Consider the following 15,092-nt stretch of genomic DNA (forward strand, 5'->3'; position numbering starts at 1 on the left):
GTACCAGCAGCACCAGTACCAGCAGCTTCACCATATGCTTGGCTAGCTAGGCCAAGTGCTACGATTGTAGCCAAAGTTACAAGTTTCATAATATTTCCTTATCATTAAACATCGATGTTTGAAGAACGTTTCTTCATTTTTGATTTTAGAGCAAGCCTAGTGACAATGTAAGCGCTGAATAATAAAGTTTTGTTAATTTTTTGATCAATTCTTGCGTTTTGTCAGGGGCAAACAGTGCGAATACGCTGGTTTGTCATGCTTTTAACTAAATATTAGCCACATAATGCGAGCGAAATGGCGGCAATGTTTTTTATCGAGTGGCATTTTTACGATTTGAATCGCGATTAACGGCAAACACTTTGTGGAAACATTAAGCAAAGCAGGCTTTATTTTTGACCCTGTTTGCGACATCATTGGCGGCGTCTCAACAAATGTGTGATATGGACCTGTGCTCAATCCTAAGAGTCAAAGTTATCAATACAAGGAACGGTGAGCTAAGAATGTCCTCGCTTATTTATACTGCCCCATCCAGACCTGCGTCGTTGTTGTCGTCGGTATTACTCCCTTCTCGCCGATTGACGGCGCTGTTACTTTGTTTACCCAGCATGGCGTTCGCCTCACCTTGGTTAGAAGCCAATGACCCTTTTTTACGGTCTTCTTTGGTGTTGTTGTCCGATGCCGGGCAATTAAGTGCGCCAGTGGGCAATTTTCCTCTGCGTTGGTCACTATTGGGGGATGATCTAACTTACACAGCGCAAAGCAGTGACATGGTCACCATGGCCAACCAAGAGTTACTGTACACGCTCAACTCCGCCCGCCTGAACCGGGGCAACAGTTTGTTTAAAGTGTTAAACGGCACAAAAGCGCCTGTTGCTACTGGCTTTGGTCAGTTTAATGAAGATGAAAAAGGGCTGTACACCAGTGTTGAACAGTTAGGCAACCGAGTGTCTTATCGACTTGGCGTGGCGTACAGCGAATACCAAAACGACACCGCTTTTACGATGGACAACAGCTATGTGGCCGTGAGCGCGGGTGCTTGGCTTTGGTCGCTGGGCAACGTGGATCGTTGGTGGGGGCAAGGGTGGCAACACAATCTCATTTTAGGTTCTTATGCCAAAGCCGCTCCTGATATGAGCGTCAGTTATGTTGGGCAACATACCGGCCTGGGCGTTTGGAGTGTGGAAAGTGTGTTAGCGCAACCGAGCGATTCTGACTACGACTACCACAGTGCGACACGTTTTGTGTCCAAGCCTTTTCGTGTGTTTGAATACGGTGTGACGTACCAAACTTGGCTGTCAGACATTGACGCCAGCAACGATGAACAGCTGGCATTGGACGCGAAAATCACCTTGCCGCCTATCGCCCATGTTTACCACAGCCTGTACGCAGAAGCGGCTTCTACCGCCGACATTACAGAAGTCGGGGCGTGGTTAGTGGGCTGGACGGGCAGTTTTCCTATGGGGCAAAATACCGCGCGAGTGGTGCTGGAATCTCAACAAAGTACCCAAGCACATGACACCATCTTTTGGAAATCTGGCTCATACCCTTCTGTTACCGATGACGTGGCCAATACTACGTATTTACTGGACGATGGTGTGTCGGTTGCCTTTTATTTGCAGTTTCAGAACGACCACCAGTTGGGCGTGATCCAGCAGCAAGCGAATCAAGACAATGAAACAACGAATACAAGCCAACTGACCTATAGCTTGCCAGCGTTGGCGGGCATGGTTCGATTGGGGGCGGCGTATGAACAACCGGACAACAGCGATAGCCAAACCAGCCTGTGGGCAGGGTATGAATTTCGCTTTTAACTGGTTAAGAAATAACCGCCCATTGGCATAAATGGATCATCACCCTTTTTATTGAACTTATAAAAGACGACATAGTATGCGATTACAATTTAGATCTTCGTCACGACAAAAAGCCACATCATGGATAGCGGCTGTGCTTTTTGCAACCAGTGGAAGCCTACTGGCGTTCACTCCGACCGCGGCTCAAATTAGCCAATTTCAAAGCCTACCCAAAGCCCAACAAGAAGCCTTGGCAAAACAATACGGTGTGGATGTTAGTACTTTAACGGGCGGCGGAGGCAGTTCTGCAACGACCGCCATACAGCAGGCACCGGTATTAGAACCTGCTGCTCCAGCTACCGCAAAAAACAGCGTGGCTAATACTCATGCAGAAAAAGCCAGTTCAAATGGATTGTCGTCTTTTGGCTATGATATGTTCAGCGGCGCTCTTGGGCTGACGGTTGTAGACAACTTACCTGTACCTTTGGATTACCAAATGGGCCCGGGCGATGTCATCAGCGTGCAAACCTTTGGTAAAACCAACCAAAACTGGTCTTTGACGATAGACCGCGATGGCTCCATCAATTTGCCCGATATTGGCCCTGTTGCGGTGTCTGGCCAGACGTTTACCCAACTACAAAAACACATTAATGACATGATCAAGCGCAAAACCATTGGTGTGGACGTGTCTGTCACCATGGGTGCTATGCGTACTATGCAAGTCTTTATTGCTGGTGAAGCCACGCAGCCTGGCGCTTACAATGTGAATGGCTTAACCACTATTACGCAAGCGCTCATCGCCAGCGGCGGGGTGAAACCAACGGGCAGCTTGCGTCATATTCAGTTATTGCGCAAAGGCAAAATAGTGTCTGAGTTTGACTTGTACGATTTGCTTATCAAGGGTGACACCAGCAAAGACATTCGACTGTCCTCTGGCGATACGTTATTTATTCCTGTGCGCGATAGTCGTGTCTCTATTGAAGGTGAAGTGGTTCGTCCTGCCTTATACGAAATCAAAGGCGAAGCCAATATTGCGCAATTACTCGCACTGTCTGGCGGAGCAACACCATCGGCGTATTTGTCCCGCGTGGGCGTGCGCAGAACCAGCGCGCAAGGGTTAGAGCAGTTTACGCTAGACCTTTCAACAAAATCGGGTCGTGACTTTGTGCTGAAAAATGGCGACGAGGTGACCTTGTCAACGGTGTCTATGTCACTGAAAAATGCCATTGCGGTGCGGGGGGAAGTGGTAAGACAGGGTGCCATGAAGGTAACCGACGGTATGACCATTCGGGACGCGATTGGCTCGATTGAAGACGGATTAAAACCCTCAGCCGATTTGAATTACGCTCTGCTAGTGCGTGAAGTCAACGCCAATCAAGACATTGAAGTGTACCAATTCAGCCTACTGAATGCCCTTACCAAAGGGAACTCGGCGGATAACCTGGTTCTACAGGAAAAAGACCAACTGTTCGTGTTTGATAATGGTTTGGCGCAAGACTACTGGTTTGGCTCTTACGCCAACAGCAAGGTCAAAGCCAATGGTGGCGAAGCAAGCAAAACCCACGAAGTGTTTGACGCGCAAACGGGCGCCATCGTTGTGAAAGACGAAGCCACAGCACTGAACATTGCGGGCACCGACAAAGTGTCTGATGCAGCCGAGTTGCGCAAAGCCAGCCGAGAGGCCTTGTTAGAGCCGATTGTCGAGCGTTTAAAAGAGCAAGCAAGCTATGGGCAGCCCGCAAAACTGGTGGAAATATCCGGGGCGGTGAAGTTCCCAGGCTTGTACCCGCTGGCAAACAACACCACGGTCAAGACACTACTGGCCGCTGCGGGCGGACTGACGGAAGAGGCTTTCTTGGCATCTGCTGAGCTGACACACCGCGAGGTGCAAGGAGACAGCTCTACCCTTGAGCGCATTAACTTTTCATTGCAAGACGCAATGAACGGCCAATCTGGTGTAACGCTGGGGGCGCAAGATCATCTCATCATCAAATCTCAGCCAGGTTGGCAAGAGGGCATGGTGATTGAGCTGCAAGGCGAGTTTGTGTTCCCTGGTACCTACACTTTCAAGCGTGGTGAAACTTTAAAAGACGTTATCGCCCGTGCGGGTGGCTTTACCGAGTTTGCTTACCCTGCTGGTGCCGTGTTTAGCCGTGAACGTCTAAAACGCCAAGAAGCCGAGCGCCTGAAGTTTTTGAACGCACAGTTAAAACAAGAAATCAGCGGGCTTGCGTTGCGTCGTCAAACAACGGGAACCGACCCCGCGCAGGCGATTGCCATTGTCGATCAGCTGGACAAAGCTGAGCCAGTAGGCCGACTGGTGGTGGATTTGGAAACCGCCATGACAGGAGATCCTCTTGCGAATCTCATGCTGGAAAAGGGTGACAAACTGTTTGTGCCTGCGTTGAACCCAGTAGTGAGTATTGTGGGTGAAGTGCAGTTTACGTCCAACCATACTTTTAACCCTAACCTAACGGTAGAAGACTATATTGCCTCTGCCGGTGGCACGAAACGACAAGCCGACACTGGGCGAATTTACATTGTGAAGTCCAACGGCTCGGTGGAATTGCCGAACAACTCCTTTTGGTTCAGTCGTAATTATGACCCGTTGGAGCCAGGCGACACCATCATAGTACCGATCAACACAGACTACCTAGATGGCTTAAGCACCTTATCGACCGCTACTCAGATCTTGTACCAACTGGGCGTGGCTTGGAGTGCCGTCAAAGATTAGCCTGATGCTAAGGCAAAAGAACTCATTATAAATATGAGAAATAAGAGCGAATTAAAATACGTGCTAACGGGCAAAAGTATGTGTTAATAAAAAGCACTCAAGCAACAACGAGCTAGCCAAGAGCGACACACACCTTGTGCGCTGTTAGGCTTGGTGTCGTAAACAAAATGAAGAATGATGATGAACGAAAATTACAGATTACCACCACAAGCGTATGCGCAGCAGGACGATGAAATAGACCTAAAGGAGCTGTTTCTTGCCTTGTGGGAAGGCAAATGGATCATCCTGTTGGTGACTATTGTGTTTGCCATAGGGGGCGTATTGTACGCCTTGTCACAACCCAACACGTACAAAGCCGAAGCGGTATTGGCGTCAGCAAACGACAGCAAATCGGGCGGTTTGGCCGCTATGGCATCACAGTTTGGTGGCTTGGCATCGTTAGCGGGAATCAGCTTGGGCAGCGGTGGAGCCGACAGCAAAGCAATGGCCTTAGCAACCTTGCAGTCACGTCAATTTCTAAATGCCTTCATCCACAAATACGATTTGTTGGTGCCACTGATGGCTGGGGAGAAATGGAACCCATCCACAGACACCTTGCAGCTGGATTCAGAAATATACGATGCACCAAGCAATACATGGGTGCGTGACGTGGAGCCGGGTAAAACACCAGAACCCACAGACTGGGAAGCCTACAAAGCATTCAAAAAATTAATCTCCGTGTCAGAAAGCAAAGACAACGGCTTGGTTACCTTATCCATCACACACTTATCACCCACCATCGCCAAACAATGGGTAGACTGGCTAGTGATAGACTTAAACGCCTGGGTTAAAAAACAATCTCTTGATGAAGCTCGCCGCAACATCAGCTACCTAGAAGAACAGATTGAAAGAACCAGCATCTCAGACATGCAGTCGGTGTTTTATCAGCTGATAGAAGAGCAAACCAAAAACCTCATGCTGGCCCAAGTGCAAGAAGAATTTGCGTTTAAAATCATCGACCCTGCCGTCGTACCCGAAGAAAAGGCTGGCCCGAAACGCGCCCTCATCTGCGTACTCGCCGTCCTGCTTGGCGGCATGCTCGGCATGGGCATCGTACTCATACGCTTCGCCTTCGCTAAAAAAGACTAACCCCCTCCCAGCCTCCCCCTTAAAGGCACAAGGGGGAGGAGTAGACCTGAATAGTCCCTTCCCCTTATCACTTCCAAGGGGAAGGTTAGGGTTTGGTCCAGCTTTTGCTCCCTCCCCTTGAAAAGGGGGAGGCTTAGGGTTTGATTCAGCTTTTGTTCCCTCCCCTTGAAAAGGGGGAGGCTTAGGGTTTGATTCAGCTTTTGTTCCCTCCCCTTGAAAAGGGGAGGGTTAGGGTGGGGTTAATGTCTTAGTTTACGGCACCACCACTTCACATTCCGGATGCTCAACGTCAATCAATCCCTTCAACGTTGCCTTGGCACCATCATCCCCATGCACCAAATGCACCTTTTTGGGCTTCACACGCATGCGCTTAATAAAATTCAACAAATCCCGTTGTCCTGCATGGGCGGAATAGCCGCTGATCTGCCGTACCTTGGCGTTAATATCAAAACGCTGCCCATCAAACATCACATACCCATTTGGTTTATCGTGATACCGCAAAATATCCCGACCGGGAGTGCCAGCAGCCTGATAGCCCACAAACAACACATCGTTACGCGCATCACCCAACAACGCTTTTAAATAATTCACGATACGTCCGCCAACACACATGCCCGACGCAGCGATCACAATGGCAGGGCGAGTTTGCCTTTGTAGGTATGACACGGTTTGTAAATGCGTCTCGTGGTCGTCTATTGTAGTGACTTGTTCAAAGCTTAATGGATGGCGCCCTGCGTGAACACGACGCTTAGCTTCCGCGTCCCAATAGGGCTCCAATGACCGATAAACACGGGTAAAACGGCTGGCAAGCGGGGAGTCGATAATAATATCAATATCTTCCCAATTAAGCGGTACACCAGACCGTGTCTGGCTAACGGCTTTATGCTTGTTCTGATGAATAATGTGCTCGATCTCATAGAGTAATTCTTGCGTGCGGCCAATACTAAACGCAGGAATCAGCACAGTGCCAGAATCGCTAAGCGCGTGCTCTAAACTTTGCTGCAGATTTTGGCGACGTATTGCCCGGTTTTCATGGTTTCTATCGCCATAAGTGCTTTCTAAAACTAACTGGTCGGCCCGATAAGGCGACTGCGGCGACGGCAAAAGAGGCGAGTAAGGCGCTCCCAAATCCCCAGAAAACACCACATCCCAATATTTTTTGTAGGTCGCGCCTTTAGGCCGACAAAAGTCACCCTCAACCCGAAACGTCACATACGCCGATCCCAAAATATGCCCAGCACGACACAAGCGTAACTGGGCACTGGAACCTTTCCCAGCAAGCGGAATACGCGCCCATTCTTTATATTCCAAGGGAACCAACTGCGATGCCAGTCTATCCAGACACGCCTTAATAATACTGGCATTGCGCGTCACACCCACCTTAAGCGCGTCTTCAATCACCAAAGGCAACAACTCGGCACTCGGCTTCGAACAATAAATCGGCCCAGTAAACCCCGCGGCCAACAAATAGGGCAAACGCCCAACATGATCAATATGAACATGGGTAATCACCAGAGCTTGCACAGCTGAAAGGTCAAAGTCTATTTCTAAACTATGGGAACCCGCCCCAGACCCAGACGTCTCCGCCCCCTGAAACAAACCAATATCGACCAGAACCGAATTACCATCATCGATACACAACTCATGACAAGACCCTGTCACACCCTGAACCGCACCGTGATGCTTAATAGATAACATACAAATCCTTATGTATCGTTTAAAAGAAGCGCCAAGAGTAAACCACAATCCTGACCAGCATCAACCTAACTGTCCCTTCCCTCACTCACTTGTAGGTCAGATCATAATCAACATATGCTTATACCCAAAAAAACTTAAAACCCTCCATTTTACAAACTCTTTTCGAACACATTCTTTGCATAATTAACATGTTTCCCCTATCATTGTTCACCAATTGAACGCAGCCTTGACCTGTCCCTTCCCCTTTCTTCAGAGGGAAGACTAGGATGGGGTTCAGTTCTAGAACTTATCCCTTCCCCTTTCTTCAAGGGGAAGGCTAGGATGGGGTTGTTAAAAAAAAGATCAATATCAAACGAGGCAAATGCATGGAAAGCTTACTCTCATCACCACACACCACACCTTTCCGCACGTATTTTTTCTCGTTGCCATGCACCACGCTTAGTCTTATCCCTAAGGTGCTTAAATGTTAACCGACGAATACCGCTACAAAATATTAAAAGAACTACAGCAAGATCCAAACATCAGCCAGCGCGAACTCGCAAAGCGATTGGACATAAGTCTTGGTAAAGCCAACTTTTGCCTAAAAGCCTTAATTGAAAAAGGCTTAGTGAAAGCGGACAACTTTAAGAATAATGCAAACAAAATAGGGTATTTATATCTACTGACCCCAAAAGGCATAGAGGAAAAAGTCACCCTAACGCACCGCTTCTTACAACGAAAACTAAAAGAACACCAAGAACTAGAAAAAGAAATAGAACAACTACGGCAAGAAGTGAAAGCATAACGTGTAACTTGCAGGTCGGCCTTTAGGCCGTCAAAAGGCGTGCTACGACAAATGGCTACAATATGCAGGTCGGTCAAATTAGCCGAGGTACGAGGCGTGATCTGACGCATTATGCTTGCTGTGATAATAAATGACGTAAAAACTAAGTCGTTCTTTAGTAAATGACTTTATATATTATGGAAAAGACAATGAAGAAATACAAAATCGCCATTGCCGGAACGGGTTACGTTGGCCTATCCAATGCCATGTTATTGGCACAACACAATGACGTCATCGCGGTGGACATCGTTCCTGAAAAAGTGACCATGCTAAACAACAAGCAGTCATCTATTGAAGACGTTGAAATCGAAGATTTTTTACAAAACAAATACCTCAGCTTCACTGCGACATTAGACAAGCAAGCCGCTTATCAACATGCTGACTTTGTGATTATTGCCACGCCAACCGACTATGACTCTACGACGAACTACTTCAACACCAAGTCGGTTGAAAGTGTCATCCAAGAGGTGCTGGCGATAAACCCACAAGCCGTCATGGTGATCAAATCTACCGTACCAGTGGGTTATACACAAAGTGTCATAGAAAAATACCGTGATCGTCATTCTCTAGAGGGCGAGAACTCAGAGGACTGTCATTCCCGCGAAGGCGGGAATCCACCTAATATCTTTTTCTCCCCCGAGTTTTTACGCGAAGGCAGGGCATTGCATGACAACTTATTCCCATCACGCATCATCGTCGGGGAGCGCAGTGAGCGTGCTGAGGTGTTCGCAAACTTACTCGCACAAGGTGCGATAAAAAGCGATATAGAGATACTTTTTACCGACAGCACAGAAGCCGAAGCGGTTAAGCTTTTTTCTAACACCTATCTAGCCCTTCGTGTTGCTTACTTTAATGAGTTGGACACCTACTGCGAATCTCACGGCCTAGACACCAAACAAATCATCGATGGTGTGTCGTTAGACCCACGTATTGGCAACCACTACAACAACCCAAGCTTTGGTTACGGTGGTTACTGCTTACCAAAGGACACCAAGCAGTTGCTAGCCAATTACCAAGATGTACCTAACAACCTGATCCGAGCGATTGTCGATTCTAATACCACGCGTAAAGATTTTATTGCTGAAAGCATTTTAAAGCGTAACCCTAAAGTAGTTGGGGTTTACCGATTGGTGATGAAAACAGGAAGCGACAATTTCCGTGCCTCAGCTATACAAGGCATTATGAAGCGCATCAAAGCCAAAGGCATTGAAGTCGTGATTTTCGAGCCTGTGTTAGAGGAAAGCGAATTCTTCCACTCGAAAGTCATAAAAAATCTTGAAGAATTCAAAAACGTAGCTGATGTGATTATCGCCAACAGGCAAGATATATTGCTGAATGATGTGGCGGAAAAAGTGTATACACGTGATTTGTTTGGTAATAACTAACTTAATAAAGGCCTGAAATATGTTGAAATTTGCATTGTTGGGATGTGGGCGTATAGCAAAGCGTCATGCAGAACTGCTAGGTAACAACCAGATTGAAAATGCTGAATTAGTCGCTGTTTGTGACATTGTTGAAGAGAAGGCTCAGAAAATCGGTGAACAATTCGGTGTGCCGTATTTTTCGGATATGCATGAGATGCTGTCATCTATTGATGTAGATGTCGTCTCCGTGTTAACTGAAAGTGGTTATCATGCACAACATGTAATTCAAATAGCGAAATACAAAAAGCATATAGTTGTTGAAAAGCCTATGGCGCTTACTTTAGATGATGCTGACGCAATGATAAAAGCCTGTGATGAGGCTGGTTCCAAGTTATTTGTTGTCAAACAAAACCGTTTCAATGTGCCTGTTGTTAAGACCAGAGAAGCGCTTGAGTCAGGTCGTTTTGGGAAGCTAGTACTTGGAACTGTTCGAGTTCGCTGGTGTCGTCCTCAGTCATATTACGATCAAGATCCTTGGCGTGGTACATGGGCATTTGATGGTGGCGTTCTAACTAATCAGGCCAGCCATCATGTTGATTTATTAGAATGGATGATGGGTGAAGTTGAAAGTGTTCATGCTATGAGTGCAAGGGCCTTAGCTAACATTGAAGCCGAAGATACTGCAATTGTGAATGTTCGTTTTAAAAATGGCGCTCTTGGTATCATAGAAGCGACAACAGCGGTGCGGCCAAAAGATCTTGAGGGGTCACTGTCAATTTTGGGAGAGACTGGTACTGTCGAAATTGGAGGTTTTGCAGTAAATCAGATGAAGGTGTGGAACTTTACTGATTCGAAGGATGAGGATTCAGAAGTGATGGAAAAGTATTCAGTAAATCCACCTAATGTTTATGGTTTTGGTCATCAGGCTTACTATGAGCATGTTGTTGATTCTATATTGAACAACAAAAAACATTTGGTTGACGGCTTGCAGGGGCGCAAAAGTCTTGAGTTGATTAATGCGATTTATGAATCTATTGAGACTAAGAAAGAAGTATTCTTACGATTCAAACCAAAATATTGCCGCTTAGGTCAAAGTAATGAGTCAGCCTAACTTAAGAAGCGTTTCAATACGCGATGACGTTGTATTTGGTGAAAATGTTACGGTAGTTGAACCCGGGAATTTGTATGGCTGTGTCGTGGGTGATAATACTTTTATAGGCCCGTTTGTCGAGATTCAGAAAGACGTGAGAATAGGTCGCCGTACACGCATTCAGTCACACACTTTTATTTGCGAGTTGGTCAGTATCGGAGATGATTGTTTCATTGGCCATGGTGTCATGTTTATAAACGATTTGTTTTCTAAAGGTGGGCCTGCTCGCGGTGACACGACACTTTGGAAAAGCACTAAAATCGCTAATAATGTATCCATAGGAAGCAATGCGACTATTTTACCAGTCGAAATTTGCGAACATGTCGTTATAGGCGCTGGTGCCGTCGTGACCAAAAACATTACCCAATCAGGCGTATATGCTGGTAACCCAGCTAAAAAAGTTAAGGATTTATAAGAAATGGTTAGTTTTTTAGATTTAGCGGCACAATATCAGACAATTAAGCAAGAAATTGACTCGGCAATTAATGATGTAATAGCCAAATCTGCTTTTATCGGTGGTGAGTATGTTTCTAATTTTGAAAAAGAATTTGCACAATTTATAGATGTTGAACACTGTTTAGGGGTTGCTAATGGAACGGATGCAATTGAAATTGCAATTGAATCTTTAGGGTTACCTCATGGTTCAGAAATCATTGTGCCAGCAAACTCGTTCATATCAAGTTCAGAAGCTGTTACAAGACAAGGTCATAAGGTTGTATTTGCCGACTGTGATTCTGAATCCTATGTGATATCGATAGAAGATATTAAAAAACGTATCACACCAAAAACAAAAGCGATTGTTGCTGTTCATTTGTACGGGCACCCTTGTGACATGGGTGCTCTAAAAGAAATAGCTGAAAGCAATGGCCTGTATATCATAGAAGATTGTGCTCAAGCTCATGGTGCTGAATACAAGGGAAAAAAAGTTGGTGGCATTGGCGACATAGGAACATTTAGTTTTTATCCAGGTAAGAATTTAGGTGCTTATGGTGACGGTGGTGCGATTACGACGAATAACCAAGAATTGGCTAAAAAATGTCGAATGATTGCCAATCACGGACGTATTGCAAAATATGACCATGAGTTTGAAGGACGAAACTCTCGTTTAGATGGTTTACAGGCAGCAATTCTATCTGTGAAATTAAAATATTTATTAAACTGGACTGATAAGCGTATTGCCGTAGCAGACTATTATTTATCTAATCTAAAAGATATAGCTCAAATTGAATTACCGGTAAGGCAAGATTGGGCAAAGCAAGTTTATCATTTGTTTGTTATTAGAACAGATAGACGAGAGTCGCTAATGGAATTTTTAAAGGATAAATGTATTCAAACGGGTATACATTATCCTATTGCATTGCCAAAATTAAAAGCTTATGACTATATAAATCAAGCAAGCGAAGAAATGTTTGCCATCAAAACCGATAGTACGCTCCTAAGCTTGCCGATTGGTGAGCACCTTAACGAACAAGACTTAGTGCAAGTCGTCGTAGCTATCAAAGAATACTTTGCATGAAAATGCTCTGAACCTTTGATAATAACGAAATCAAAGCCTATGCATTTACGCAATGTGTAGGCAATTCTTGAACGTGATTAGACGGAACTCTACAAAGTGAAAGCGATTAGGTTAAGACAACATGTTAAGCGAATCCATCAAGGTTTTTAGCGGGTTTTATGTTTCAACCTATGCTGCGGAAGTTTAATTCAAGGTATCGAAAAATGTAATACCTTCCAAATAGCACCTTGAAAAAAGCTTATCGTATGCATTTACAGCGCAAGGAATTTCAAGCTTATCTATCGTATTAACAAGTCAAGCGCCCATAGATATCAACATAATCATCAAGAGAAAATTTGTTTGTATGCGTAAGTATATGTTGGAAAATACATTAATCTTTCAAAACTTAGTAATCTAGAATAATTGCAGATTTTTACGAACAAGACGCTGGATCATCAATCTAATGCGATAGAAAATAAAATAGGGGCATCTAAACAAGGTATCTTCTTCGAATACCGAATTTTCGATGCCTATTAATTCCTGAGTGACGTCATCTAGAAACTAAAGGTTGAATCATTCTTATCTGTAATTACATAGACAAATTTGTATAAATGATATTAACTAAACACATCCAGAAGTCGGTGGTGGTGTCTTTTTGGTTTTAAAATGGAACAACTAACAAAACTTGTCGATACAGAACTATGAATTTAAGCAGGGGCTGTTCGATTGTTAATCATCGACCAATAGTTCTATCACCTAAGAGGGAGTTTTAAACATTTAGGCAAAAAATGTTTTGCCTTGTTTAAAATGCGTATTGTAACTATTGGTGTGTTTGAAAAACTTGAAGCGTAGGGCGTAAAGAGTACAGCGTACAAGGTAAAAACAATGATTAAACAGAATATCGTGCAAAGATTTTTTAGGACTGCGTCCACCTATAAAGAGTGCCGATAACCTAAAAAAAGTCACCAGAGAATATGCCATGCAGGAAAAATTTAATAACCGTATTCGTTGTAAAATTGGCGGCATTTCTGATTATTACAGTTAAATTAAGGGGTCTAATAGTTGATTAATCTTGGTGAAAATAAATACTTAAAGAATATTGCAATAATATTGACTGGTGGTCTGCTGGCACAATTAATTGGATTAATGTCGCTACCAGTCTTGTCAAGATTATATGTGCCTGAACAGTTTGGATTATATTCTTCTTTTGTTGCATTAATTAGCCTTCTGATAATAATTGCAACACTCAGGTTAGATTTTGCGATTCAAATTGCAAAAGGGATTAAAGAGATCGAAGTGCTTAAGGCAATAATTTTTAAGTCTTTATTGATTTTGATTCTTGCTTTGCTGTTTCTTTGGACTTCTTACTCGGTTTATGCGAATTTATTTAAAATCTACATAGATGAAATTAGTTTAATCGTTATAAATCCTATTTTTTATATTGTATCTTTTTTTTCGGCTGTTGTAGTTTCAGTTGGTATGTCGATAAATATTTGGTACAAGAGGTTTCATGAGATTTCAAAAATACGTGTTTATCAAGCCTCTTTACTAGCCATTTTTAGCATACTTTTCTCATTTTATAACGGTTTTGGATTAATCTATGCATATATGGCAAGTACATTTTTTATTGCTATATTTTTTATTGTAAAAAGAGATGTTGTTGTTTTTCAATTGCAAAAAAGAAGAGTTAGGGTGATTCTTGGGAAATATTCAAAATTTCCTAAATACGCCGTTCCTTCTGATATTTTCAACTCCTTTTCCAATGTTTCTATGCCTTTAATTATTGCAGCTGTATTTACGCCTACTGTAGCGGGTTTATATTTTATGACTGACAAAATAATTAAAGCGCCTCTTGGGGTTCTATATCAATCTGTATCTAGTGTTTACACAGAGCGTGCAGGTAAGCTTTATAATAGTTATAAAATTAAAGAGCTAATTGCTGTAACTAATTATACGCAAGTTAAAATAGCTATGATATTGGCACCTATACTTATTTTTGCGAGCATTTTATCTCCTTATTTTTTTACGATAATACTTGGTGATGAATGGAGGATCTCTGGTGAGCTTGTTAAATATTTTTCTATCTTAGTTTTCTTTAATGGTCTATATTCTCCAGTAAGCCAAATTGGTAATATTTTAGGCTTGCAAAAGTATCTTCTTTACTTTAATTTTAGTCTGGCATTTTTTATGGTTTTATCGCTTATAGTCTTTAGTGGGCTGGGTTTTTCGCATGCATTATTGATTTCATCTTTAGTAGGTTCACTCCACTTCATTTTTTTAAATATTTATATACAGGTTAAGTTAAGGAGGTTGTTAAATGAAAAGAATAATTAAGACATTCTTGAAAGGTATCGATGATAAAGTTTTTAGGCATGTTGTCAAATATTTTTGGCCTGAATACAAATGTCCTAGGTATGGCTATTGGCCTAATTATTATGTGCTAAAAAAATATTTCATTCCTCAAAAAGTATTAAGAATAAATGGATCAATTCCTTGGCCAGTTGACTTCAGGTCGGAAATAAGTGGATGGAGAAATATAGAAAAAGGTATTGTTACGATACCTGGCGCTAATCCTGGATTATATATTAATGCTAGCGGTGGCTTAAAGCTAGGCAATAATGTTGGAATTGGAGCCAATACAACGATAACCACGACAAACCATAATATGTATAACCACTTAAAATCATCTGAAAAGAATGGAGTTGTTATTGGCGATAATGTATGGATTGGGGCTAATTGCTCAATATTGGCTGGTGTAACAATTGGCTCAAACGTAACTATAGGTGCGGGTTGTATAATTAGAAAAGATATCCCCGATAATAAAATTGTAGTTACTGATAGCGCGACCCTTAAGATTTTGCCGAAACGCGCTTACAAATGGGACTGTACTAAAGAAGAAATTGTATAGGA

At 43.4% G+C, this 15,092-nt stretch carries 11 protein-coding genes; 10 read left to right on the forward strand and 1 reads right to left on the reverse strand.

Features of this window, described 5'->3' with window-relative positions:
* The first annotated feature begins 605 nt into the window (after window positions 1-605).
* The 3 genes from ACN0VI_RS13820 (at window position 606) to ACN0VI_RS13830 (ending at window position 5,652) form a co-directional block, all read left to right on the forward strand.
* A complete protein-coding gene (locus ACN0VI_RS13820) occupies window positions 606-1,811 on the forward strand; it encodes a capsule assembly Wzi family protein (protein ID WP_417447166.1) in 1,206 nt (401 codons plus the stop codon).
* Window positions 1,812-1,887: 76 nt separating this feature from the next.
* Entirely contained in the window at window positions 1,888-4,524 is a 2,637-nt protein-coding gene (locus ACN0VI_RS13825) for an SLBB domain-containing protein (RefSeq protein ID WP_417447167.1), read from the forward strand.
* Between the two features lie 180 nt (window positions 4,525-4,704).
* Complete coding sequence (locus ACN0VI_RS13830) at window positions 4,705-5,652, forward strand: Wzz/FepE/Etk N-terminal domain-containing protein (protein ID WP_417447168.1); 948 nt, start codon at window positions 4,705-4,707, stop codon at window positions 5,650-5,652.
* Window positions 5,653-5,904: 252 nt separating this feature from the next.
* On the opposite strand, the gene ACN0VI_RS13835 is transcribed toward ACN0VI_RS13830, so the two are convergent.
* Window positions 5,905-7,350: an MBL fold metallo-hydrolase RNA specificity domain-containing protein gene (locus tag ACN0VI_RS13835; protein ID WP_417447169.1), complete on the reverse strand. Its 1,446-nt coding sequence runs from the start codon at window positions 7,348-7,350 to the stop codon at window positions 5,905-5,907.
* 463 nt (window positions 7,351-7,813) lie between these two features.
* Between ACN0VI_RS13835 and ACN0VI_RS13840 the strand changes: the two genes are divergently transcribed.
* From ACN0VI_RS13840 to ACN0VI_RS13870, 7 genes are all read left to right on the forward strand, one after another.
* Window positions 7,814-8,134 carry a MarR family EPS-associated transcriptional regulator gene (locus ACN0VI_RS13840; protein ID WP_417447170.1) on the forward strand — a complete coding sequence of 107 codons (321 nt, stop codon included), beginning with the start codon at window positions 7,814-7,816 and terminating at the stop codon, window positions 8,132-8,134.
* Between the two features lie 188 nt (window positions 8,135-8,322).
* Complete coding sequence (locus tag ACN0VI_RS13845) at window positions 8,323-9,558, forward strand: nucleotide sugar dehydrogenase (RefSeq protein WP_417447171.1); 1,236 nt, start codon at window positions 8,323-8,325, stop codon at window positions 9,556-9,558.
* A gap of 19 nt (window positions 9,559-9,577) precedes the next feature.
* Window positions 9,578-10,648: a Gfo/Idh/MocA family protein gene (locus ACN0VI_RS13850; protein WP_417447172.1), complete on the forward strand. Its 1,071-nt coding sequence runs from the start codon at window positions 9,578-9,580 to the stop codon at window positions 10,646-10,648.
* The gene (locus ACN0VI_RS13855) at window positions 10,635-11,102 is read left to right on the forward strand and encodes an acyltransferase (protein WP_417447173.1); all 468 of its coding nucleotides are present in this window, start codon (window positions 10,635-10,637) and stop codon (window positions 11,100-11,102) included. Before ACN0VI_RS13850 ends, ACN0VI_RS13855 begins: the two co-directional genes overlap by 14 nt.
* Before the next feature lie 3 nt (window positions 11,103-11,105).
* Window positions 11,106-12,203: a DegT/DnrJ/EryC1/StrS family aminotransferase gene (locus ACN0VI_RS13860; protein ID WP_417447174.1), complete on the forward strand. Its 1,098-nt coding sequence runs from the start codon at window positions 11,106-11,108 to the stop codon at window positions 12,201-12,203.
* 1,041 nt (window positions 12,204-13,244) lie between these two features.
* The gene (locus tag ACN0VI_RS13865; RefSeq protein WP_417447175.1) at window positions 13,245-14,516 is read left to right on the forward strand and encodes a lipopolysaccharide biosynthesis protein; all 1,272 of its coding nucleotides are present in this window, start codon (window positions 13,245-13,247) and stop codon (window positions 14,514-14,516) included.
* Entirely contained in the window at window positions 14,500-15,090 is a 591-nt protein-coding gene (locus ACN0VI_RS13870; protein WP_417447176.1) for an acyltransferase, read from the forward strand. Before ACN0VI_RS13865 ends, ACN0VI_RS13870 begins: the two co-directional genes overlap by 17 nt.
* The last annotated feature ends 2 nt before the right edge of the window (window positions 15,091-15,092 follow it).

It is taken from the genome of Kangiella sp. (assembly GCF_048265365.1).
Taxonomy (GTDB): domain Bacteria; phylum Pseudomonadota; class Gammaproteobacteria; order Enterobacterales; family Kangiellaceae; genus Kangiella.

What these genes read in the sequence shown, in the direction of transcription:
- ACN0VI_RS13845 (WP_417447171.1), top strand. Translation starts at nt 8,323, where the DNA reads ATGAAGAAATACAAAATCGCCATTGCCGGAACGGGTTACGTTGGCCTA.
- ACN0VI_RS13855 (WP_417447173.1), top strand. Translation starts at nt 10,635, where the DNA reads ATGAGTCAGCCTAACTTAAGAAGCGTTTCAATACGCGATGACGTTGTA.
- ACN0VI_RS13825 (WP_417447167.1), top strand. Translation starts at nt 1,888, where the DNA reads ATGCGATTACAATTTAGATCTTCGTCACGACAAAAAGCCACATCATGG.
- ACN0VI_RS13835 (WP_417447169.1), bottom strand. Translation starts at nt 7,350, where the DNA reads ATGTTATCTATTAAGCATCACGGTGCGGTTCAGGGTGTGACAGGGTCT.
- ACN0VI_RS13840 (WP_417447170.1), top strand. Translation starts at nt 7,814, where the DNA reads ATGTTAACCGACGAATACCGCTACAAAATATTAAAAGAACTACAGCAA.
- ACN0VI_RS13870 (WP_417447176.1), top strand. Translation starts at nt 14,500, where the DNA reads ATGAAAAGAATAATTAAGACATTCTTGAAAGGTATCGATGATAAAGTT.
- ACN0VI_RS13820 (WP_417447166.1), top strand. Translation starts at nt 606, where the DNA reads ATGGCGTTCGCCTCACCTTGGTTAGAAGCCAATGACCCTTTTTTACGG.
- ACN0VI_RS13830 (WP_417447168.1), top strand. Translation starts at nt 4,705, where the DNA reads ATGAACGAAAATTACAGATTACCACCACAAGCGTATGCGCAGCAGGAC.
- ACN0VI_RS13850 (WP_417447172.1), top strand. Translation starts at nt 9,578, where the DNA reads ATGTTGAAATTTGCATTGTTGGGATGTGGGCGTATAGCAAAGCGTCAT.
- ACN0VI_RS13860 (WP_417447174.1), top strand. Translation starts at nt 11,106, where the DNA reads ATGGTTAGTTTTTTAGATTTAGCGGCACAATATCAGACAATTAAGCAA.